The organism is Streptomyces sp. NPDC101181, assembly GCF_044767975.1.
Classification (GTDB): domain Bacteria; phylum Actinomycetota; class Actinomycetes; order Streptomycetales; family Streptomycetaceae; genus Streptomyces.
The window spans coordinates 174878-196039 of sequence record NZ_JBIWOX010000003.1; the positions used below are offsets into that span (position 1 = coordinate 174878).

Annotated in this window: 16 protein-coding genes and 2 tRNA genes; 12 read left to right on the forward strand and 6 right to left on the reverse strand. The window is 72.6% G+C overall.

Annotated elements, in window-relative coordinates; all coding sequences use genetic code 11:
* Window positions 1-91 precede the first annotated feature (91 nt).
* The 9 genes from ACIRRU_RS07460 (at window position 92) to ACIRRU_RS07500 (ending at window position 9703) form a co-directional block, all read left to right on the forward strand.
* Window positions 92-1402, forward strand: a complete 1311-nt coding sequence (locus ACIRRU_RS07460) for an ABC transporter ATP-binding protein (RefSeq protein WP_403677363.1) — start codon at window positions 92-94, stop codon at window positions 1400-1402.
* Window positions 1395-2297: a 2-aminoethylphosphonate ABC transporter permease subunit gene (locus ACIRRU_RS07465; protein ID WP_403677366.1), complete on the forward strand. Its 903-nt coding sequence runs from the start codon at window positions 1395-1397 to the stop codon at window positions 2295-2297. The genes ACIRRU_RS07460 and ACIRRU_RS07465 overlap by 8 nt, the downstream gene beginning before the upstream one ends.
* Entirely contained in the window at window positions 2284-3081 is a 798-nt protein-coding gene (locus tag ACIRRU_RS07470) for an ABC transporter permease (protein WP_403677369.1), read from the forward strand. Before ACIRRU_RS07465 ends, ACIRRU_RS07470 begins: the two co-directional genes overlap by 14 nt.
* Window positions 3082-3152: 71 nt before the next feature.
* A complete protein-coding gene (locus ACIRRU_RS07475) occupies window positions 3153-4205 on the forward strand; it encodes a 2-aminoethylphosphonate ABC transporter substrate-binding protein (protein WP_403677372.1) in 1053 nt (350 codons plus the stop codon).
* Between the two features lie 253 nt (window positions 4206-4458).
* A complete protein-coding gene (locus ACIRRU_RS07480; RefSeq protein ID WP_403677378.1) occupies window positions 4459-5997 on the forward strand; it encodes an alkaline phosphatase family protein in 1539 nt (512 codons plus the stop codon).
* Window positions 5998-6071: 74 nt separating this feature from the next.
* Window positions 6072-6881, forward strand: a complete 810-nt coding sequence (locus ACIRRU_RS07485) for an HAD-IIA family hydrolase (protein ID WP_363199699.1) — start codon at window positions 6072-6074, stop codon at window positions 6879-6881.
* A gap of 102 nt (window positions 6882-6983) precedes the next feature.
* Window positions 6984-7538, forward strand: coding sequence for a hypothetical protein (locus ACIRRU_RS07490; RefSeq protein ID WP_403677381.1), 555 nt, complete (start codon window positions 6984-6986; stop codon window positions 7536-7538).
* 1 nt (window position 7539) lies between these two features.
* On the forward strand, window positions 7540-8262 hold the full coding sequence (locus tag ACIRRU_RS07495; protein ID WP_403677384.1) for a class F sortase: 723 nt from the start codon (window positions 7540-7542) through the stop codon (window positions 8260-8262).
* A gap of 370 nt (window positions 8263-8632) precedes the next feature.
* Entirely contained in the window at window positions 8633-9703 is a 1071-nt protein-coding gene (locus ACIRRU_RS07500) for a glycoside hydrolase family 6 protein (RefSeq protein WP_403677865.1), read from the forward strand.
* 65 nt (window positions 9704-9768) lie between these two features.
* Here the strand turns inward: ACIRRU_RS07500 and ACIRRU_RS07505 are convergent, their stop codons facing one another.
* From ACIRRU_RS07505 to ACIRRU_RS07515, 3 genes are all read right to left on the reverse strand, one after another.
* Window positions 9769-11706, reverse strand: a complete 1938-nt coding sequence (locus ACIRRU_RS07505) for a galactose oxidase-like domain-containing protein (protein ID WP_403677387.1) — start codon at window positions 11704-11706, stop codon at window positions 9769-9771.
* Window positions 11703-13622 (reverse strand): glycosyltransferase family 2 protein, encoded by a 1920-nt coding sequence (locus ACIRRU_RS07510; protein WP_403677390.1) that lies wholly within the window; start codon window positions 13620-13622, stop codon window positions 11703-11705. Before ACIRRU_RS07510 ends, ACIRRU_RS07505 begins: the two co-directional genes overlap by 4 nt.
* A 518-nt stretch (window positions 13623-14140) precedes the next feature.
* Window positions 14141-14214 (reverse strand) — tRNA-Lys (locus tag ACIRRU_RS07515).
* 218 nt (window positions 14215-14432) lie between these two features.
* Here ACIRRU_RS07515 and ACIRRU_RS07520 point away from each other — a divergent pair.
* From ACIRRU_RS07520 to ACIRRU_RS07530, 3 genes are all read left to right on the forward strand, one after another.
* Window positions 14433-15725, forward strand: coding sequence for a peptidoglycan-binding protein (locus ACIRRU_RS07520; protein WP_403677393.1), 1293 nt, complete (start codon window positions 14433-14435; stop codon window positions 15723-15725).
* 37 nt (window positions 15726-15762) lie between these two features.
* Window positions 15763-18261 (forward strand): SPFH domain-containing protein, encoded by a 2499-nt coding sequence (locus ACIRRU_RS07525; RefSeq protein ID WP_403677396.1) that lies wholly within the window; start codon window positions 15763-15765, stop codon window positions 18259-18261.
* Window positions 18262-18511: 250 nt separating this feature from the next.
* On the forward strand, window positions 18512-19102 hold the full coding sequence (locus ACIRRU_RS07530) for a lytic polysaccharide monooxygenase auxiliary activity family 9 protein (RefSeq protein WP_363199693.1): 591 nt from the start codon (window positions 18512-18514) through the stop codon (window positions 19100-19102).
* 431 nt (window positions 19103-19533) lie between these two features.
* Here the strand turns inward: ACIRRU_RS07530 and ACIRRU_RS07535 are convergent.
* The 3 genes from ACIRRU_RS07535 to ACIRRU_RS07545 all read right to left on the reverse strand — a co-directional run bounded on the left by ACIRRU_RS07535 (window position 19534) and on the right by ACIRRU_RS07545 (window position 21099).
* Window positions 19534-19607: transfer RNA gene (locus ACIRRU_RS07535), tRNA-Lys, on the reverse strand.
* 99 nt (window positions 19608-19706) lie between these two features.
* Complete coding sequence (locus tag ACIRRU_RS07540; protein ID WP_403677400.1) at window positions 19707-20294, reverse strand: hypothetical protein; 588 nt, start codon at window positions 20292-20294, stop codon at window positions 19707-19709.
* Window positions 20295-20340: 46 nt separating this feature from the next.
* A complete protein-coding gene (locus ACIRRU_RS07545; protein ID WP_403677403.1) occupies window positions 20341-21099 on the reverse strand; it encodes an IclR family transcriptional regulator in 759 nt (252 codons plus the stop codon).
* Window positions 21100-21162 lie beyond the last annotated feature (63 nt).

Sequence of the window (21162 nt, forward strand, 5' to 3'; positions counted from 1 at the left end):
GAGACGCGCGGGCGGAAGCGGTCCGCACGTCCGGCCCGGCCGCGCCCGCCGGGGCGGTCCAGCTGCCGGGCCCGGACGGGCGGACCGCGACATGAGCGCCCCGCACGCCACCGCCCGTACGGGCCCCCCGGTGCCGACGGCCCCCGCCGTCCCCAGCGGCATCCGCTTCGACGGGGTCACCGTCGCGTACGGCCGGACCGTCGTCCTGGACCGGCTCGACCTCACCGTCGGACCGGGCGAGGTGATGGCCCTCCTCGGGCCCTCCGGCTCGGGCAAGACCACCGCCCTGCGCGCGGTCGCCGGGTTCGTCCGGCCCGCCTCCGGGCGGGTCTTCCTCGGCGGCCACGACGTCACGGCGCTGCCCCCGCACCGGCGCGGCATCGGCATGGTCGTCCAGAGCTACGCCCTCTTTCCGCACCTGAGGGTCAAGGACAACGTGGCCTTCGGGCTCAAGGCCCACCGCACCCCGAAGGCGGACATCCCCGGCCGGGTCGCCGAAGCCCTCGAACTCGTCGGCATGGCCGCCTACGCCGACCGCCACCCGCGCGAGCTCTCCGGCGGCCAGCAGCAGCGCGTCGCCATCGCCCGCGCGCTCGCCATCCGGCCCGGCGTCCTCCTCCTGGACGAACCCCTCTCCGCACTCGACGCCCGGCTGCGCTCCGGAATGCTCGCCGAACTGGCCCGGCTGCACCGCGAGTTGCCCGACATGTCGATCCTCTACGTCACCCACGACCAGGTGGAGGCGCTGACCCTCGCCGACCGGATCGCCGTGATGGACCGCGCCCGGCTCCAGGACTGCGGCACCCCTCAGGAGCTGTACCGCCGACCCCGTAGGGAGTTCACCGCCTCGTTCGTCGGCAACGCCAACCTGCTCCCGGTCACCGTCACGGGAGAGGGCGCGGTGCGTCTCCACGCCACAGCTACCGGCACAGCCACAGCCACAGCCACAGCCACAGCCACCGCCAAGGCCGCCACCGCCACCGCCACCGCCGAAGCGGCGGGCCGTCTCGACCGCTCCCTGGATCACCGCGGCTCCGAGGAGTCCGGCGGCCGCCCGCTCGCCGTCCCCACCGGCAGTGCCGCGCCCGGCGCCACCGCCACCCTCTGCGTGCGGCCGCACCTGGTCGGTCTCGGCCCCGGCCCCAACGCGCTCACCGGCACCGTCACCGAGGTCCAGTGGCGCGGCTCCACCCACCGCGTCCACGCCGACGTCGACGGCCACCGCGTCCTGGCCGACCTCCGCGAACTGCGCGAGCCCCCGGCCCTCGGCGACTCCGTCACCCTGCACTTCGCGGCCGAGGACGCGGTGCTGCTCCCGGCCGGGCCGCAGGATCCGACGGCGGCACCGGCAGTGACACCGGCCGCGGCGCAGTCGGTGAGGACGGGGGTGCCCCGTGGCTAACGCCGTTCTCGACCGGGGGCCGACGGACGGCGGGGCCCGGCCCGACACCGCCCGGCCCGACCCCGGCCGGTCCCGTAGCGTCCCCGCCTGGGTCTGGGGGCTGCCGCCCGTCGCCGTTCTCGCCCTCGCGTTCCTCTACCCGCTGGCGCTCGTCGTCCAGCAGTCCTTCACCCCCGACGAGGGCGGCGTCTCACTCGACCCGTACGCCGAGGTCTTCGCCTCCGCCGCCTTCCGCGACGCGCTCACCACGACCGTGTGGCTCGCCGTGGGCTCGACCGCGGGCTGTCTGGTCCTCGGGTTCGTCCTCGCTCTGGTCATCGCGTTCGTGCCGTTCCCCGGCGGGAAGGCGGTCGCCCGGTTCGTGGACGTCTTCCTCTCCTTCCCGTCCTTCCTGATCACGCTCGCCCTGTTGTTCGTCTACGGCACGGTCGGCATGGCCAACGGGCTGTGGACCGGCGCCACCGGGGCGGCGGACGGCCCCTTCCACTTCCTGACCACCCCCTGGGGCGTCCTGCTCGCCGAGATCACCTGCTTCACGCCGTTCGTCATGCGTCCGCTGCTCGCCGCGTTCTCCCAACTCGACACCGGGCAGCTGGAGGTGGCCTCCTCGCTCGGCGCGGGGCCGCTGCGGATCATCCGGCAGGTGATCCTGCCGGAGGCGCTCCCGGCGCTGGCGGCCGGCGGCAGTCTGGTGCTGGTGATGTGCCTCAACGAGTTCGGGATCGTGCTGTTCACCGGGGCGAAGGACGTCACCACGCTGCCGATGCTCGTCTACAGCAAGGCCATCCTGGAGTCGGACTACCCGGCCGCCTGTGTCGTCGCCGTCGTCAACATCGCGATCTCCGTGGGCCTTTACGGCCTCTACCGGGTGGTGAGCCGCCGTGCTGGTGCATAGCCGGGCCGGGAAGTGGGCCACCTGGGCGCTCTTCCTGCTCCTCTTCGTCCCGCTCTTCGCGGTGCCCCTGCTCGTCATCCTCGCCGCGTCCCTCGCCACGAACTGGTCCGGGGCCCTCCCGTCCGGGCCCACCACCGCCCGGTACGCCGCCGCGACCAGTGGCGCGTCGCTCCAGGCGCTCACCACGAGCCTGGTCACCGCGGTGGCCGCGAGTCTGCTGGCCCTCACCCTCGGCGGCTGGGCCGCGCTCGCCGCCGCCGCTCTGCGCGAGCGCGGCAAGCGGCTCCTGGACGCCCTGTTCATCCTGCCGGTGGCCGTGCCCTCGGTCGTCGTCGGGCTCGCGGTGCTGGTCGCCTACAGCCGGCCGCCCGTCCTGCTCAACGGGACCCGCTGGATCGTGATCCTCGCCCACACCGTCCTGGTCACCGCCTTCGCCTACCAGTCGGTGGCGGCCGCCGTACGCCGTCTGGACCCGGTGTACGAACAGGCCGCCGCCGGTCTCGGCGCGAGCCCCGCCCGCGTCCTGTGGCGGGTGAGACTGCCCCTGCTGCTGCCTTCGCTCACCTCGGCCGTCGGGCTCTGCTTCGCCCTGTCCATGGGGGAGTTGAGCGCCACGATGATGCTCTACCCGCCGGACTGGACCCCGCTGCCGGTGCGGATCTTCGCCACCACCGACCGGGGCTCGCTCTTCACCGGCGCCGCCCTCGCCGTGGTCCTGATGGCGACGACGCTCCTCGTGCTGGCCGCCGTCTCCCGCATCCGGACCCGCGCCACCTACCGCTGATGCACCGCTCCGCCGATCCACCGCTCTCCTGATCCGCAGTCCCCCGCCCTCCCTCGCTCTCTGGAGAACCCATGCGCAAGCCCGCCCGTGCCCTCGCCCTCTCCCTGGCCGCCCTCGCCCCCGTCACCCTCTCCGCCTGCGGCTCCTCCGCCGCCTCCGACGAGAAGTCCGTCACCGTCTACAGCGCCGACGGCCTCAAGGGCGAGAACGGGAACGGCTGGTACGACAAGGTCTTCGAGGACTTCGAGAAGAAGACCGGCATCAAGGTCCAGTACGTGGAGGGCGGCTCCGGCGAGATGGTGCAGCGCGCCGCCCGGGAGAAGGCCAACACCCAGGCCGACGTCCTCGTCACCCTGCCGCCGTTCATCCAGCAGGCCGACGACAAGGGGCTGCTGACCGCGTACGAGCCGAAGGGCGCCGACCAGGTCGACGGCGCCGGCCGGGCCACCGACGGCACGTGGACCTCCGTCGTGAACAACTACTTCGGGTTCGTCCACAACAAGCAGGAACTGAAGGACCCGCCCACCACCTGGGAGGACCTGCTGGACCCCGGGTTCAAGGAGAAGGTCCAGTACTCCACCCCCGGCGTCGCGGGCGACGGCACCGCCGTCCTCATCAAGGCCCTGCACGACTTCGGCGGCCAGGAGCCCGCCATGGCGTATCTGAAGAAGCTCCAGACCAACAACGTCGGACCCTCCGCCTCCACCGGCAAGCTGGCCCCCAAGGTCGACAAGGGGGAACTCCTCGTCGCCAACGGGGACGTCCAGATGAACTTCGCCCAGTCGAAGGACATGCCCAACCTCGCCATCTGGTTCCCCGCCAGGGAAGGCGGACAGCCCACCACCTTCGCCCTCCCGTACGCGGCCGGGCTCGTCGCGGACGCCCCGCACAGCGAGAACGGCAGGAAGCTGCTCGACTTCCTCCTCTCCGAGCAGGCCCAGCGGGACGTCAGCGCGGTCGGCGGGGGCTTCGCGGCCCGCAAGGACATCCAGGCCACCGACGCCAACGCCGTCGAACTGGCCGCCGTGATGGAGGGCGTGGAGGTCTTCGAGCCCAACTGGGCCGAGATCGGTGACCAGTTGGACTCGTACATCGACGCCTGGAAGTCGGCCACCGGAAGCTGACCGGTCACCTGACGGCCATGCGTCCCTGCCAGGGTCTGGACCCGGGCCCGATGTCTCGCGAAGGTAACGGGTCTGGTCCAGAGGGTGGTTAGCGTCCCGACGACCCCGCCCCGCCCTCGTTCGGCACGCTCCCGTTCGGCCCGAACCCGTCCACCGCACGCCCGCTCTCCCCGTCCCCGTAAGCCCCGCACCCGTACGCCCCGTCCCCGTACGCCCCGTCCCCGTACGCCCCGTCCCCGCTCCGGAGGATCACGTGTCCCGGTCCCTGTCCCGCCGTTCCGTGCTCGCCACCACCGCCGCGGCGGCCACCGCGGCGGCCGTCGGCCCCCTGGCCGCCGCCCCCGCGCACGCCGCGCCCACGCTCCCCGCCGGCACCAGCAAGGACAAGGTGCTCGTCATCGGCATCGACGGGCTCCGCCACGACGTCATCGCCGCCGCCGCGGCCCCGCACCTCAAGTCGATGATGGCGAACGGCACGTACGGCACCTCCCTGCTGTACGCCAACCCGATGGCCGCCACCTCCTCCGGCCCCGGCTGGTCGACCATCTCCACCGGCGTCTGGCCCGACAAGCACGGCGTGAAGGACAACTCCTTCGCCGGGAAGGACTACGGCAGATACCCCGGCTTCCTCGCCCGCCTCGCCCAGGTCCGCCCCCAGCTCTCCACCTACGCGGCCGTCGACTGGAAACCGCTGGACGCCCAGGGCACCGTCACCCCGGGCGCCGACGCCAAGCTGGTCCTGGACGGCGACCGCGACGGCTACCCCGGCCACGACGCCACCATCGCCGCCGAGACCGAGTCGATCCTCCGCGGCCAGAACCCGGACGTCCTGTTCGTCTACTTCGGGCAGGTCGACATCGTCGGCCACAACCAGGGCGCGGCCAGCCCCCGCTACCGCGAGGCGACCGACGTGGTCGACGGCTACATCGGCCGCCTCCTCGCCGCCGTCCGGGCCCGTCCCTCGTACGCCACCGAACGCTGGACCGTCATCGTCGCCACCGACCACGGCCACACCGACCCCGGCGGCCACGGGGGCAGTTCCATCGAGGAGCGGCGCACCTTCGTCCTCGCCCAGGGCCCCGGTATCGCGGCGGGCGCCCGCCCCGCCGACACCCGGCTGGTGGACGTCGCCGCCACCGTCTTCAAGCAGCTCGGCATCGCCCCCGACCCCGCCTGGGGGCTGGACGGCAAGCCGATCCAGGAGCGCTCCACCGACGCCTTCGAGGCGCTGTACCCCGCGCTGTCCGCCCGCGTGGACGAGACCGGCATCCCCGCGGGGGTCCTCGGCTGGACGCCCACCGCGCCCAGCGGCTGGTCGGTGGTCAACTCCGCGATGGGCACCGGAGGCGTGGCCGAGTGGCGCGGCTGGTCCTTCGCCACCGACGAGTTCTGGAGCCGCACCCAGCGCGACCAGTCCCGCGAGCTGAACGTCCGCTCGCGCGGCGTCTTCGCGGTCGCCGACTCCGACGAGTGGGACGACAAGGCGTCCTCGGGTCCGTTCGACTCCACGCTGGTCACCCCGGCGTACGCGGTCGGCGGCAGGTCCACCGTCACCCTCGGCTTCACCACCCTCCACCGCCAGGAGGGCGGCCAGAGCGCCCGCGTCCTCGCCTCCTTCAACGGCGGCACGCCCGTCGAGGTCAGGCGGTACACCTCCGACGTGATCTCCCAGCGCCAGTCCCTGACCCTGGACGTCCCCCCGGGGGCGTCCAGCGTGAGCTTCCGCTTCCACTACACCGGCAGCAACAACTGGTACTGGGTGATCGACGGAGTCACGATCACCACCGGCTAATTATGCTGGGGGGTGCCGGGACGGCGTGGTCCGGGCACCCCCAGCACGCAGGCGTACGGCAGGAGTCCCGCCCCATGGCAGAGCGCAAGCCCATCACTTCCTGGCTCACCGACATGGACGGCGTCCTCATCCACGAGGGCATCCCGATCCCCGGTGCGGACGCGTTCATCAAGCGGCTGCGGGACTCCGGGCTGCCCTTCCTCGTCCTCACCAACAACTCCATCTACACCGCGCGCGACCTGCACGCGCGGCTCAGCCGCATGGGCCTGGACGTGCCGGTGGAGAACATCTGGACCTCCGCGCTCGCCACCGCCCAGTTCCTGGACGACCAGCGCCCCGGCGGCACCGCGTACGTCATCGGCGAGGCGGGCCTCACCACCGCCCTGCACGACATCGGCTACGTCCTGACCGACCACGCCCCCGACTACGTCGTGCTCGGCGAGACCCGTACGTACAGCTTCGAGGCGCTCACCAAGGCGATCCGGCTGATCAACGGCGGGGCCCGGTTCATCTGCACCAACCCCGACGAGACCGGGCCGTCCGCCGAGGGCCCGCTGCCCGCCACCGGTTCGGTCGCCGCCCTCATCACCAAGGCCACCGGCAAGGACCCCTACTTCGCGGGCAAGCCCAACCCGCTGATGATGCGGACCGGGCTGAACGCCATCGGCGCGCACTCCGAGACCAGCGCCATGATCGGCGACCGGATGGACACCGACGTGCTGGCCGGTCTGGAAGCGGGGATGCAGACGTTCCTGGTCCTCACCGGACTGACCGGCGTCCCGGACATCGACCGCTACCCGTTCCGCCCCTCCCACGTCGTGGACTCCATCGCGGACCTGGTCGGCCTGGTCGACCTGCCGGACCGGACGGACGAGCGCGCCTGACCTGCGCGAACCGCGTCCGCGGAACTCCGGGCGTCGCCGGAATGGAGGACTGCGGATGCGGGGCGGGGCGGGAGCCGTGAGCCTTCCCGTAGGAGGTTCACGATGCGTTCAGCGCTTATCACCATCTGTGCCGCCGCGGCGGCCGGGCTCATAGCCGTGCCCGTCCCCGCCGCGCAGGCGGCGTCGCCCGCCTGGGACGACGACAAGGGCACCCTCTCGGTCACCCCGTCCACCATCGCCCCGGGCGGCGAGGTGAACCTGTTCACCGACGCCTGCGGCGACGCCCGCCGCGCGAAGGCCAACTCCGACGCCTTCGTCTCCGCCGCCCACTTCGGGCCCGCCGCCGACACGGCCGGGCTGGTCGCCGAGGCCCGCGTGCGGCGCGACGCCGCACCCCGCTCCTACGACGTCTGGCTGACCTGCGAGGACGGCAAGGGCAAGGCGACCGCCACCCTCACGGTCATCCACCACAACCGGCCCTCACCCGCAGCCCCCGTCAAGGCGGGCGGCGGAGGCACCGCCACCCTCGCCGAGCAGGCCACGGAGTCCTCGGGCCCCGGCACCCGGCACGCGGTGACCGGGCTGGTGCTCGCCGCGGTCGCGGCCGTCGCCGTCGCCCTGCGCAGCTCGCGCCGTCGCGGCCGGATCGGCGGCTGACGTGGGCGCGCCCGACCGTGCGGCGGGCCCCGGGCGGCTGATCACCGGGGTGGCCTGGGCCGTGCTCCTGCTCGGCCTGTGGATCTGGGGCCGGGACGCCGGTCCGGAGTTCGGGAACCTCAACGGGCCCACCACCGGCGACGTGGCCGCCGTCGGCCGCCCCCTCGGCTCCTCGCTGCCCCCGGCCCGCGACCCGCTCGACGGGGTCGCCCCCACACGCGTCGCGGTCCCCTCGGCGGGGATCTCGGCCCCGGTGATCGCCCGCGGCCTGGACGAGGACGGGGCCATCGACCCGCCTCCGTACGGCAGGCCGGATACGGCGGGCTGGTACGGCGACGGCACCGCCCCCGGCGCGCGGGGCGCCTCCCTGTTCGTCGGCCACGTCGACACCGAGACGAAACCGGCCGTCTTCTACGGGCTGAGCGCGGTGAAGCCGGGCGCCCGGATCGAGGTCACCCGGGCCGACGGCAGCGTCGCCGAGTTCACCGTGGACGACGTCCAGGTCGTCACCCGCGAACGCTTCGACGCGGAGAAGGCGTACGGCCCCCGCAAGGACGGCCGGGCCGAGCTGCGCCTGATCACCTGCGGCGGGACGTACGACCGCGCGACCCGCTCCTACTCGGCGAACGTGGTGGTCTCGGCCTACCTCACCGGCGCACGGGACGCACCGGGCGCACCCGGCGACGGGGAGCGCGTCCAGGCGGCGCAGGGGAGCCGTCTCTGACCCGCGCACCCCGCGGGACGCCCCACCCGGCCCGGCCGGCCGCCTCTCGGGCGGTCCGGCCGGGCCGGTCCTCGACCGCGTGCGCCCGGCCGCGGGAGTCGCCCGGCGCGGTACGGGAGGTCGGGTGGCCTGCCGCCACTGTAGGAGGAGCGGTCGCACGGGTCTCCGGCTTTCGAACAGGATGTCCGGAACCAGTGCCTCTCCGTGACCGTTGGACGGGTGGGGATGAGCCCGTCGTGACGGGGCCGGGCGCCCTGCCGACCAGCCGCGTGGGCTCGCCACCGCTGTGCCAGGATGGTCCGGACCGGCGGCCCATCGGTGATTCCGGTGAGCGACAGTGCGGGCAGTGCGCACACCCGAGGGGGAGTGGATGTACGGCGGTTACACCGGCCGGTCCGCCGCGCGCAGGCGCGTGGCAGGCCTGCGGACGACCGGTACGGCGGCGGCGGTCGGGGCGGCCCTGCTGCTGGCGGGCTGCTCCGGTGACGGCGACGGCGGAAGCAGGGGCGGAAGCGAGGGCGGCGACAGGAAGGCCGCGCCGGCCGTCTCGCAGCAGCCCAGGGCCGAGGACCCGTACTGGGTCAACCCCGAGGGAAACGCCGCCCGTCAGGTCGCGGCGTACACCGAGGACGGCGACGAGGAGAAGTCCGCGCTGATCCGGCGGATCGCCGAGCGGCCGGTCGGCGAGTGGATCAGCCCGGACAACGCGGAGGACCAGGTCAGAGGGGTCACCGAGGCGGCCGCCGCCGCCGACCGGGACGCCCTGCTGGTCCTCTACAACATCCCGCACCGCGACTGCGGCCAGTTCTCCAAGGGCGGTGCCGCCGACGGCGACGCCTACCGGGCCTGGCTGGAGAGCGTCGCCCAGGGCATCGGCGACCGCGGCGCCACGGTGATCCTGGAGCCGGACGCGCTGCTCCACCTGGTCGACGGCTGCACCCCCCAGGAGTTCCACGAGGAGCGCTACGACCTCCTCAAGGGCGCGATCCAGCGGCTGAAGCAGCAGCCCGCCACCAAGGTCTACCTGGACGCGGGCAACGCCGGCTGGCAGACGCCCGAGGCGCTCCACCAGCCGCTGGAGCGGGCGGGCGTCGCGGCGGCGGACGGCTTCTCGCTGAACGTCTCCAACTTCCAGACCACGTCCGTCTCCACGGAGTTCGGCAAGAAGGTGTCGGAGAAGATCGGCGGCAAGCCCTTCGTCATCGACACCAGCCGCAACGGCAACGGCCCCTACACCGGCGGCGATCCCGCGGAGAACTGGTGCAACCCGCCGGGCCGGGCGCTGGGCGACGCCCCGACCACCGCGACCGGCGACGAGCGGGTCGACGCCTACCTGTGGATCAAGCGCCCCGGCGAGTCCGACGGCGAGTGCAAGGGCGGCCCCAAGGCGGGCGACTGGTGGCCGGAGTACGCGCTGGGCCTGGCCCGCGCCACGCGGTAGCCCTCCGGGGCCGCGGCCGGAAAGAGGGCCGGAAAGAGCGCCCTCCGGCCGCGGCCCGCGCGGTGCTACGCGGGCACCTCGACCCACATGCCCTCCGACGGCGTGCCCCGCTCGTCGGTGACGAACAGCATGTACCACCCGGCGGGGACCAGTGCCCGGTTCTCCGGCACGGTGACGGTGACCCCGTCCTTCGACTTCGTCATCTCCAGAGCGATGGTGCGCTGGTCGGTGTCGGTGACATGGGTGACCGCCGAGGGGCGCATCAGCTTCGCCGAGGTGATCTTCGCGGCGTGCTGCGTGGTGAACAGGCCCGTCCCGCCGCGCTCGATGCTCTTCGGCCCGGCCGTCAGCTCCGGCCGGGAGTCCCGGTAGAGGTAGGGCGGGGTGTAGATCTCGACGCGCTGCTCGAAGACGCCGGGCCGGGTGTTGGCCTGGTCGGAGAAGAGCGAGTCCGAGCCGAAGATCATGACCCGCCCGTCCGGCAGCAGCACCGACCCCGAGTGGTAGTTCCGGCCGACCGCCGGGTCCGCGACCCTCTTGTACGTGTCGCTCTTCGCGTCGTACAGCCGGGCCTGGAGCACGTCCGAGCCGCCGCGCCCCCGGTAGTCGCCGGAACCGCCGGTGACCAGCACGGAGTCGTCGGGGAGCAGGGAGGTGCTGGGATAGCGGGTGCCCTCGGAGAGGGAGGCGCCGTCGGTGAACCGCGGGTTCTTCTTCCGGAGGTCGACCAGCCGGGACTTCTCGCTGGACTTCTCCGACTCGCCGACCCCGCCGCCGCCGATCACCATGAACTTCTCGTCCTGGGCCGGGGGCAGCCGCACCGTCGCGGAGGTCTCCAGCTGGTCCGGGTCGCTGAGGCCGGGGATCTTGGCGAAGGTGTTGGTGGACAGGTCCCAGACGCCCGGGTCGCGGCCGACGTCCGCCGGACCGTACCCGGCGTTGGAGCCGGAGTAGAAGAGCTTGCCGTCGTTGAGCAGGAACACCGCCGGGTAGGTGGGGAACCGTCGCTCGACGCCGGTGTACTCCCACTCCCTGGTCCTCGGGTCGTAGATCTCGTCCTTGCCCGGGACGATCTGCCCGATCTCGTCCAGACCCGACAGCGCGAGGACCTTGCCGTCCTCCAGCGTCGTCAGGGTCGGATACCAGCGGGCCTCCTTCATCGGGTCGACGGTGATGTACTTCTCCGCCACCGGGTCGAACTCGAAGGCCTCCCGGATGCCCTGGAAGTCCTTCTTGTCGAGGGCCAGCTTCTGCGCGATGCCGTAGACGTTGCGGGTGTCCGAGCCGGACAGGCCCGCCACCCGGTAGTTGTCCTCGGTACCGGTCTCGTACTTCTTGCCGCTTCGCTGCGCCTCGACGTAGATCCGCCCGAGCCCGGGGTCGTTGCGGAGGAAGGCGCCGGTCTGCTTGTCGAAGACCTTGGTGGCCTTCTCGACGAGGACCGGGTCCTTGGAGACGAAGGTCTTCCCGTTCTCCTTGCCGGTGAAGCGGGTGCCCGCGGGCAGGGTGACCGGCTTGTCGGGGTCCTCGTTGTGGACGATCATCAGGCCGCCGGCCTTGGTGACGTCGCCCTCCAGCTTCTCGTAGCGCTTGGTGCCGCCGGCTATGAGGAGCTTGCCGTCGGGCAGTTGGGTGTGCCCGGCGCAGAACATGTCCTTCGGGGTGGGGATGTTCTTGAAGGTCTCCGTCCGCGGGTCCCAGAGCACCGAGCGGAAGCTCTTCGCGTCGAAGTTCTTCTGGTTGTTCCCCGAGCCCGCGACCAGCAGCACCTTGCCGGTGTGCAGCAGCGCCGCGTGGATCGTGTTGATCCTGAACTCCGAGGGGATGTCCAGGAAGGACCAGTGGCCGTTGGCCGCCTTGTACTCCGGCTTGTCGATCGTGTACGCGTGGTAGCGCTCGGTGCTGAAGCGGTACAGCCACGGCCCGTTCGCGCCCGCGAGCGCGAGAACCACCGCCGTACTGATCGCCAGGCGGCGGGTACGGCGGCTCGGACGGTACGTCATTTCTTACGTCCCCCAAGGGCGATCTGCAGGGTCTGGTCGTTGCCGGGCGTTCCGGGCAGGGGCCGCGGCCGCGGTTCGGGGACCGGTCCGCCGCCGCGGTGCGCTCCGCCGCCGCTCCGGCGTTTCTTCTTCTCGGCGCGGATCGTGTACCGCCAGCCGATGATCGGCGCGGCGGTGATCAGCAGCGCCAGCGAGGCCCAGGTGACCATCGCCGGGTGACTGTGGCCGAGGAAGAACGACGCGGTCATCGAGGCGCCGAAGACGGCGATGAAGAACAGATGGATGCGGAAGGTGCCGAAGAGGGTGTCCGGGCTGGACGAGTCACCCTTGGGGGTCACCACGAACGAGCTCTTGCGCCGCAGCACCGCGTCCATCAGGGAGCGGGCGTAGATCGGCGCGGAGAGCGCGGACATCACCATGCCCGCGAGACCGCCGGAGCCCTCGGGCTCGTGCGGCGAGACGTTGTGGCGGCGGTTCCAGATGTACAGGCCGATCTGGAGCGCCGATGCGTTGCCGTACAGCATCATCCAGATCGTCGGGTCGATCTGGACGCCGGAGGCGCCCATGCCGAGGAAGAGCGCGCAACTGAGCGCAGCGAGAATCCAGTTCAGCGCCGACATCGGGTAGAAGATGATCATCATCGTGTAGTTGAAGAGCTTGCCGGGCGGCATCGTCCCGAAGCCCTTCCAGAACTGCCCGATGATCGTCTCGTAGGTCCCCCGCGACCAGCGCAGCTGCTGGGTGAAGAAGTCCGTCCAGGCGGTCGGGCCCTCGCCGACGGCCAGCACGTCCGGGGTGTAGACCGAGCGCCACTTCCTGCCCGTGGCGGGATTGCGGTGGCGGTGGATCTCGAAGCCGGTGGCCATGTCCTCGGTGATCGAGTCGTACAGACCGCCGATCTGCTTCAGCGCCGAGATGCGCACCGCGTTGCTGGTGCCGACGAACATGGGGGCGCCGTAGCGGTTGCCCGCGCGCTGGATCAGGGCGTGGAAGAGGAACTGCTGGGACTCGGCGGCCTTGGTGACGAAGGTGTCGTAGTTGCCGTAGACCTGCGGGCCGATGACGAAGCCGACGTCCGGGTCGCGGAAGTAGCCGAGCATCCGCTCCAGGTAGTTCGGCAGCGGGACGTGGTCGGTGTCCACCGAGGCGAAGAAGTCGTAGTCGCCGCCGTGGGCGTCCAGCCAGGCGTTGTAGTTGCCGTGCTTGGTCTTGGCGCGGTGCGCGCCCTTGGCCTGGTTCCAGTGGGCGACGCCCTTGCGGGAGAAGTGGTGCACGCCGAGCCGGGCGCAGACCTCCTTGACCGCCGGGTCGTCGCCCTCGTCCAGCAGCCAGACGTGCATCAGACCGCGGTGGCGGATGCGCACGGCCGCCTCCAGGGTCTTCGTCACCATCTCCAGCGGCTCCTTGCCGGGCACGAAGGAGGTGAGGAAGGCGACCTTGGTGCCGCTCTCGGGGACCACCGGGACCGGGTCCCGGGCGACGAGGGTGGCGTGCGCGTTCGACAGGACGTTCAACGTGCGGAACAGCTCGATCAGCCCGATCGAGACGAGCATGATCACGTCGAGAACGAGCAGGAGGTCGTTGTCGAGGTTCGGATCGCGGTCGGTCCAGTGGCCCGGCTGCATCAGCCAGGCGAAGAGGCCGAGCGAGACGAGCGGCGCCGCGCCGAGCAGCAGGGCCGCGCGCACCCGGTGCGGCTCCTGGGATATGAGGGAGCGGTACCGCACCTGGTACGGCTTGCCCGGGGGCGGCTGGGTCAGCGGCCCGGCGAGCCGGCTGTAGTGCTCGTAGTCGTAGCGCGGCAGCTCCTTCTCCTTGCGGGCACGCCGCGAGGCTCCCCCCGAGGGCAGTATCCGGAGCTGTGTCGTCCGGGCAGCGTCGTTCTCCGTCCGGTCGCCTGGCGGCGTCGACGTCATGGGTCATTCCCCCCGCACGCACGGTGGTGCGTGACTGGTCGGTCTCCTTGTGCGCGGCGGGCCCCGTGTTCTCCGCCGAGCACACACACGGTGGCGAGCCGCCGTCCCTCGGACAGGGATCGACGGCCCTCCGGTTGCCTGGTGCCGCTCACGGCGTCCGCCCATGAGCGGGACCCCCACCCCGCGGCACGGACAACCGGAACGTCACGCTCTGCTGAACCAACTCTAGGGATCAGCAGCCCCCTTGGGGCCATCGGCCCCCAGATAGATTGTCCGACACCGAACGCGATCGCAAGGGTGAAACAGACTGTTTACCCGTCATACGTACGATTTGGAACCCAGTTGTGGAGGGGGCGTGACAAAGTGAGGATGCGCGCCCGTTCTCGCTCCGTCACTGCATCGTGACGCTCCGGCGGCTCCATCGTCGCTGTGTGTACACGGCTCACGGGTGTCGCCGGATGACGAACAGGGAATGATCAAGGCCCCCTCACCTGTGGTGAGGGGGCCTTGATCGTGCGTGCGCCGTCAGGGACTCGAACCCCGGACCCGCTGATTAAGAGTCAGCTGCTCTAACCAACTGAGCTAACGGCGCCTGCTGACCTGGAGAACTCTACCCGACCCCCAGGGGTGCTCCGACCATTTACCGGACGCCACGCCCCGTCAGATGGTCGTTTTTTCTCATAAGTCCGTCAAAATGCGATACGTCGGGAGAGTCAAGAAGCTGACGCCCGTCGCGGCCGCGCCCGGAGACCTTGTCGGGGCGTGCGGCGAGCGACGAGTGACGAGTGACGAGTGCGGAGGGGACATCGCATGCCTGTGCCGGTCTTCGAGGAGTACGAACCCGCCATCGACTGCACGTGCGCGGGATGCGCCGCGCGCCGCCGCGACGCCGCGCGGGCCCTGCCGGTGCGGTACGGCGGTCACCCGGCCGCGCACGGCGCCCGCCGCGCCCTGGTGCTGGCCACCGCCGCCGGGGTGGTCCTCTCCTGCGGCGCCGCCGGAGCGGCCGCCGCCGACGGCCTCGCCCCCGGGACCCCGCACGCCGACGGCGGCGGGGAGCCCGAACCGGCCACCCCGCAGGGCGAGACAGGACCGCTGAAGGGGTCCGGCGCCTCGGGCCCGCCGTCCGCCGCTCCGGCGCCGCGCACCACGACCCGGGCCGACATCATCAACCGGGCGAAGACCTGGGTGGCCGCGAAGGTCCCGTACAGCATGGAGAAGCACTGGTCGGACGGGTACCGCCAGGACTGCTCCGGCTATGTGTCGATGGCCTGGAACCTCGGCACCAACGAGTGGACCGGCAGCCTCGACCGGTACGGCACCCGCATCGCCCGCGACGACCTCCAGCCCGGCGACATCCTCCTCTTCCACAACCCGGCCGACCCCAACAAGGGCTCCCACGTCACGATCTTCGGCGGCTGGACGGACTACACCCGCAGCCACTACGTCGCCTACGAGCAGACCCGCCCGCAGACGCGCAAGCAGTCGACGCCCATGGCGTACTGGAACAACTCCGACCGCTACGTCGCCTACCGCTACAAGGGCGTCAGCGGCGGCTCGCCCGGCTCCGGGTCCTCCACCGCCTACCCCGGGGCCCAGCAGTTCGGCCCCGGCGCGAAGAACAAGTACGTCACCCAGCTCGGCCAGATGCTGGTCCAGCGGGGCGGCAAACGCTTCTACGCGGTCGGCCCCGGCCCCGAGTGGGGCTCGGCCGACCGGCGCGCGACCCAGGCCTTCCAGCAGGCCCAGGGCTGGAAGGGCAAGGAGGCCGACGGCCTTCCCGGCCCGCACACCTGGAGCCTGCTGACCACCGGCAAGGGCCGCGACATCCCCGCCACCGGCGCGGGCGGCAGCCCGAATACGGCCGTCCCGTTCCCCGGACGCGGCTATTTCCAGCCGGGTCGGTCCAGCAGCCATGTCGACCGGCTCGGCAAACAGTTGGTGAAGAAGGGATACGGCAAGCACTACGTGTCGGGCCCCGGCCCGCTCTGGACCGAGGCCGACCGTCGCAACGTCGAGGCGTTCCAGCGGGCCCAGGGCTGGCGCGGCGGGGCGGCCGACGGTTATCCGGGGCCGGAGACCTGGCGCCGGCTCTTCGCGTGAAGGACATGACCACGTGACGGAAAGGAATCGGGAACCGGTGAGCCCGAACGACACCCCCACCCCCCGCCCCACCCCCCACCCTCTGGACGACCACCTGCCTCCGTCCCTCTTCGCCCCGCCGGGCAAGGGGAGCCCGCCGCCGTTGTTCGGAGGCGGCAGCGGCAGCGGAGATGGTGCCAGGGGCGGAGAGCCCGCACCGACGGCACCCCCGGCCGACGCCGTGGCCGGTGAACCCGCGCCGCCGTCCCGCCGCTCCGGCCGGCCGGTCCCGCCGCCGCTGTTCGGACCGGTCGGCGGCACGGCCACCGACGGCGGGCCCGGCGCTCCGGCGCCGTCCGGTGGCCCTGGCAAGGCCGTCCCGCCACCGCTGTTCGGCACGCCCGCGGGCGGTGCCCCCACCGCGAACGAGGAGAAGCCGTCGCCCGTCGCCGCAGGCGAGCGGAGCCCGTCGCCCACGGCCGTCGCGGACCGGGAGGCCCCGTCGCCCGCCGCAGGGTCCGTCGCCGGGCAGGAGCCCCCGGCGCTCGCAGCGCGCGCCGTCGCGCCTGCGGAGTCCCCGGCCGTGAACCCGCAGCCCGGCCCGGCCGCCCCCGACACGACTCCGGGCCGGGGTGCGGACCGGAGCGCGGACCGGCCCGCCTTGAGCGGCGCAGCCGACCGCCCCGCCGAGGGGCGCGAGGCCGACCGTTCGGCCGCCGTGGGCGTTCCGCCCATGGGTGCGCCGGGTCGCGCCGCCGGGCGGGACGCGGAACGTCCCACCCCGGCCGGTGGGACCGACCGCCCCGTCGCCCCGGCCCTGGCGGGCGACCGCCCGGCACCCTCCCGCCCCGCCCCGCTGGACGGGAACCTTCACCTCAAGTCCGTCCGGCGGTGGAGGACGGACCCCTCGGCGGAGTGGACCCCGCACCCCTCCTACGGGGAGGAGCCGGGCACCCGTAAGACCCCCGGGCCGACGTCCGATCCGGTCTCCGGCGGTGCGCCCGGTCAGCAGGCCGGGCCGGTCACCGGCGCCTCGCCCGACCGGGAGGCCGGTCCGCGCCGCGGCGGCACCCCGGAGCGGAAGGCCCCGCCCCACCCCGGCACCGCCGCCACCGGACCCGGGTCCGACTCCGCGCCCCTCACTCGTTCCGGGTCCGACACCGCACCCCTCGTCCGTCCCGGCGCCGACCCCGCTCCCGCGGCCGCATCCGGGACCCGTCCCGTGACGGGTCCCGGAACCACCGCACCCGACTCCGGACCCGACACCGCGCTGGACCTGGTGCTGGACCTGGCCCCGGGCGACCGGGCCGCCTCCGCCACGTTCTCCGTGCCCGGCCCGGGTGAGCGGGCCGGGGCGGGTTCCGTGTCCGTGCCGCTCTCCCTGTCCGTACCCCCCACCACCGCGACGTCCCCGCCACCCGGTCGTCGCCACTCCGTCATCGCCAACGAGGCCACCGCCTCCATCCCCGTCCACCTCCTCTTCCGGGACGACCTGGAGCCCGCCGAAGCCGCCGCGGTGCCCGCCGCCGTCGCCCGGCGTGCCGCTGCCGGGGAGCCGACGGCCGCCACCCGGCGGCCGCCCGTGCCGCGTGCGCCCCGGACGCGGACTCCGGCCCGGGTGCGGCACTCGTCCCGGCCCGCCCCCGTCGCCGACCCCCGGCTCACCGAGCGGCCCGGTCCCGCGCTGCCCGGGTACGCCGCGCTCCTCACCGGTACGGCCGGAATCGCCGGGGCGCTGGGCGTCCTGTGGTGGCGGGGCGTGCTGCCCGCCACCTGGCAGACGCCCCTCGGCCTCGCCCCGCGCGCCGATGCCGGACTCGGCGCCGGTGCGTGGGCGCTGCTCGCCCTGTTGGCCACCGTGGTGCTCCTCGCCCTCGGCGGCCTCGGCCGGGGCCGGGTCGGGTACGCGTGGGTGCTGACGCTCTTCGGCGACTACCGGGGAACCGTCCGCCGCACCGGTCTGGTCTGGGTCTCGCCCCTGCTGCTGCGCCGCCGGGTCGACGTACGGCTGCGGCACTGGCGGAGCGAACCGCTGCCCGCCGTCGACGCCGACGGCACCGCGCTGCGCGTGGTCGTCCTGGTGGTCTGGCGGATCGAGGACACCGTGCGGGCCGCCCTCGGCATCGAGGACCACGAGGCGTATCTGCGGGCGCAGGTCGAGGCGGCCATGGCCCGGGTCCTGTCGCAGTTGCCGGCCGACGCGTTCCACGAGGACGCCCCGACCCTGCGCGACGCGGAGGCCGTCGGCGACGCGCTGACCCGGATGCTCCGCGCCGACTGCGCGCCCGCGGGCGTCGAGGTGTACTCGGCGCAGCCCACCGGCATCGAGTACGCCCCCGAGGTCGCAGCGGCGATGCAGCGGCGGCGGATCGCCGCCATCGACGCGAGGCACCGCGACAGCGTGCTGACCTCCGTGGTGGACGCGGTCGACGACACCGTCAACCGGCTCACCACGCGCGGCATCGTCGAACTGGACGACTACGAACGCAAGGCGCTCGTCAAGGACTTGACCGTTGCCTTCTACACGGGCCGCGGCACCGGAGGGGACGGGGCCTGAGGGGCGGGGGAGCCGGGGCGGGCCGGTGGAATATCGCCGCCCATTGGTCTGGACATGTTCATGATGCGTCAATAATCTAAGACTTGGTCTAGACCGCAGCACCCGTAGGGGTACGGCACCACCCACCTCCGTACCACCGTGCACACGTGCACCTCGCATGCACCGGGTTCACGCACCACGCACCAAGCGCGCGCACCATGTCGAGCAGTGCTCATGGAACCTCCCCCACGTTCTAAGAGGAGCGACAGCAATGCGGAAAAAGGCAAGCGCGGCCGTCATCGGTCTGGCGATAGCGGGCGTCTCGGTTCTCGCGACCAACACCGCCAGCAGCCACGGCTACACGGACTCCCCGATCAGCCGCCAGAAGCTCTGTGCCAACGGCACGGTCACCAACTGCGGCAACATCCAGTGGGAGCCGCAGAGCGTCGAGGGCCCGAAGGGCTTCCCGGCGGCAGGACCGGCGGACGGCAAGATCTGCTCCGGCGGCAACGGGCAGTTCGCCCAGCTCGACGATCCCAGAGGTGGCAACTGGCCGGCCACCCAGGTCAGCGGCGGACAGGGCTACAGCTTCCGCTGGCAGTTCACCGCCCGCCACTCCACCAGCGACTTCCGCTACTACATCACCAAGAACGGCTGGGACTCCACCAAGCCGCTCACCCGGGCCGCACTCGAATCGCAGCCCTTCATGACCGTGCCCTACGGGAACCAGCAGCCTCCGGCCACGCTGACCCACCAGGGCACGATCCCCACCCAGAAGAGCGGCAAGCACATCATCCTCGCCGTGTGGAACGTGGCTGACACCGCCAACGCGTTCTACGCGTGCTCGGACGTCAAGTTCTGACGCTTCATCAGTTATCGTGCGGCGCCATGACGAACACCGGCGCCGCCGCGGAACGCGCAGGACGCCAACGGGGTGACCACCGGCCCGCCCCGAAGCACGGCCCCACCGTGCTCAGTCATCACCAGGTGGTCCAGGAGCGCCGCCGCACAGGCGGCGCTCCTGGCGGATCCGCTGCCGAGCCGCGGCGAACCGCACCTCGGCGTACGCTCGACAACACCTCTGAGTTCCCGATGCGGCTCAGCGCGGCGGCCCTGGCCGGGGCCGCCGTCGTCGCCCGGTCACCGGCGACCAGGAGGGTTTTGCGGTCCGTCCGGATCGTCGGGCGGATGCCGCTCACCGCGACGAACAAGGTCCGCCGGGTGGCGCCGCGCCGGGCGGGGTCGGAAACGCGAGGAGGCGGCCTCCGGGAAGGAGACCGCCACCGCGTGTCGTGCGCCGTCAGGGACTCGAACCCCGGACCCGCTGATTAAGAGTCAGCTGCTCTAACCAACTGAGCTAACGGCGCCTGCTGACTCGAAAATAATACCCGGTCCCGAAGCGTGCTCCCGACCACCCGCGCCCCGAGCGCTACCGCCGGTCACCCAGGCCGTTCGACGACAGGTCCTCAGGGCTGTCCCGCCATCCCGCCGCGCGCGCTCAGCGCGTCCGGGATCAGCGGCCCGATCCACGCGGCGAACGGCTCCCACAGCTCGTCCCCGGCCGCCCGCACGACCGCGTTGGGGTCCTCGGCGGCCTCCAGCCCGAAGCGGTCGCGCAGCCAGGTGCGGAACTCCTCGTTCGCCGGACAGGGGTCGTACCCGTCCCCTGCCTCGTCGTCATCGGCGTCGGCCTCCTCCTCGCGCTCGTCGAAGTAGTCCAGGTAGTCCCAGCCACCCATCGGCGTCCAGCCGGAGGCGATCACGCGCAGCAGCTCCGGCAGGTCGCGGGCCACCACGTGGACGCCGCCGTCGTCGCACAGGAAGAGCACCGGCAGCGAGGCGGGATCGGCGCCGTCGTCCCCGTCCCGCAGCCAGAACGCGTAGGTGGAGCCGGAGCCGGTGGCCTGGGCGAAAGGCCGTATGCGGTCGGACAGCTGCGGATAGCCGCCGTCGTCGTGGCCGAACTCGATCAGCTCGAAGTCGGGGGCGTAATAGCCGTCGACGCCCGCGTCGAACTCCGCGAGCAGGTCCAGGGTGGGTGCCGGTGTCTGCATGGTGGTGACGCTACCCGGGGCCTCGGACAACGGCGGCCCCCGGCTGCTACAGCGCCAGGGACAGCAGCACCGGCGCGGCCTGCCTGCTGAGCGCGTCGGCCGCCGAGCGCAGCCGGTGCGCGTCCTCGATCGGCAGGGACAGCGCCAGGCAGCCCGCCGAGGACCCGGCCGTCAGCGGCACGGCCGCGCAGACGGTGCCCACCGCGTACTCCTGGAGGTCCAGCACCGGCACCGTGGGGGACTGCGCGTCCAGCTGGGAGAAGAGGATCTTCTCGTCGGTGATCGTCCGCGAGGTGAGCCGGGCCGCCCGGTGCCGGGAGAGGTGGTCGCGCCGCGCGTCGTGGTCGAGCTGGCCCAGCAGGCACTTGCCGACCGCGCTGGCGTGCGCCGAGGAGCGGAAGTCCACCCACTCGTTCACCGCCGGGGTCAGGGGCCCGTCCGCCACCTGCTCCACGCTGACCTCGCCGTCCGCGTACCGGCTGAGGTAGACCGCCGCGCCGATGGAGTCGCGCAGCTGGTCCAGGGTGTGTTGAAGCCGGTCCTCCAGAGCCTGGCGGCGGGTCGTCCCGGAGCCGAGCAGCAGCAGCGAGGCGCCGACGACGTACGCACCGTCGCCGATCTGCTCCACGTAGCCCTCGCGGCGCAGCGTGCGGAGCAGGGAGGCGAGCCGGCCGGCGGGCAGGCCCGTCTCCCGGGTGATCTGGGCATCGGTCACGCCGTCGCCGTGCCGGGAGACCGTTTCGAGCACGCGCAGGGCGTACTGCACCGACGGGAACGGCGCGGTCGGCTCGGGCTTCAACGCCACGGTGTCCCCCTACCAGGTTGTGACCGCAAGCTTTCGCCCCACGATAGCGGCCGACGCGGCTCC

Coding starts and splice junctions, on each gene's coding strand:
- ACIRRU_RS07510 (WP_403677390.1), bottom strand. CDS start 13,622: ATGACGTCGACGCCGCCAGGCGACCGGACGGAGAACGACGCTGCCCGG.
- ACIRRU_RS07475 (WP_403677372.1), top strand. CDS start 3,153: ATGCGCAAGCCCGCCCGTGCCCTCGCCCTCTCCCTGGCCGCCCTCGCC.
- ACIRRU_RS07500 (WP_403677865.1), top strand. CDS start 8,633: ATGTACGGCGGTTACACCGGCCGGTCCGCCGCGCGCAGGCGCGTGGCA.
- ACIRRU_RS07460 (WP_403677363.1), top strand. CDS start 92: ATGAGCGCCCCGCACGCCACCGCCCGTACGGGCCCCCCGGTGCCGACG.
- ACIRRU_RS07490 (WP_403677381.1), top strand. CDS start 6,984: ATGCGTTCAGCGCTTATCACCATCTGTGCCGCCGCGGCGGCCGGGCTC.
- ACIRRU_RS07505 (WP_403677387.1), bottom strand. CDS start 11,706: ATGACGTACCGTCCGAGCCGCCGTACCCGCCGCCTGGCGATCAGTACG.
- ACIRRU_RS07520 (WP_403677393.1), top strand. CDS start 14,433: ATGCCTGTGCCGGTCTTCGAGGAGTACGAACCCGCCATCGACTGCACG.
- ACIRRU_RS07540 (WP_403677400.1), bottom strand. CDS start 20,294: ATGCAGACACCGGCACCCACCCTGGACCTGCTCGCGGAGTTCGACGCG.
- ACIRRU_RS07485 (WP_363199699.1), top strand. CDS start 6,072: ATGGCAGAGCGCAAGCCCATCACTTCCTGGCTCACCGACATGGACGGC.
- ACIRRU_RS07530 (WP_363199693.1), top strand. CDS start 18,512: ATGCGGAAAAAGGCAAGCGCGGCCGTCATCGGTCTGGCGATAGCGGGC.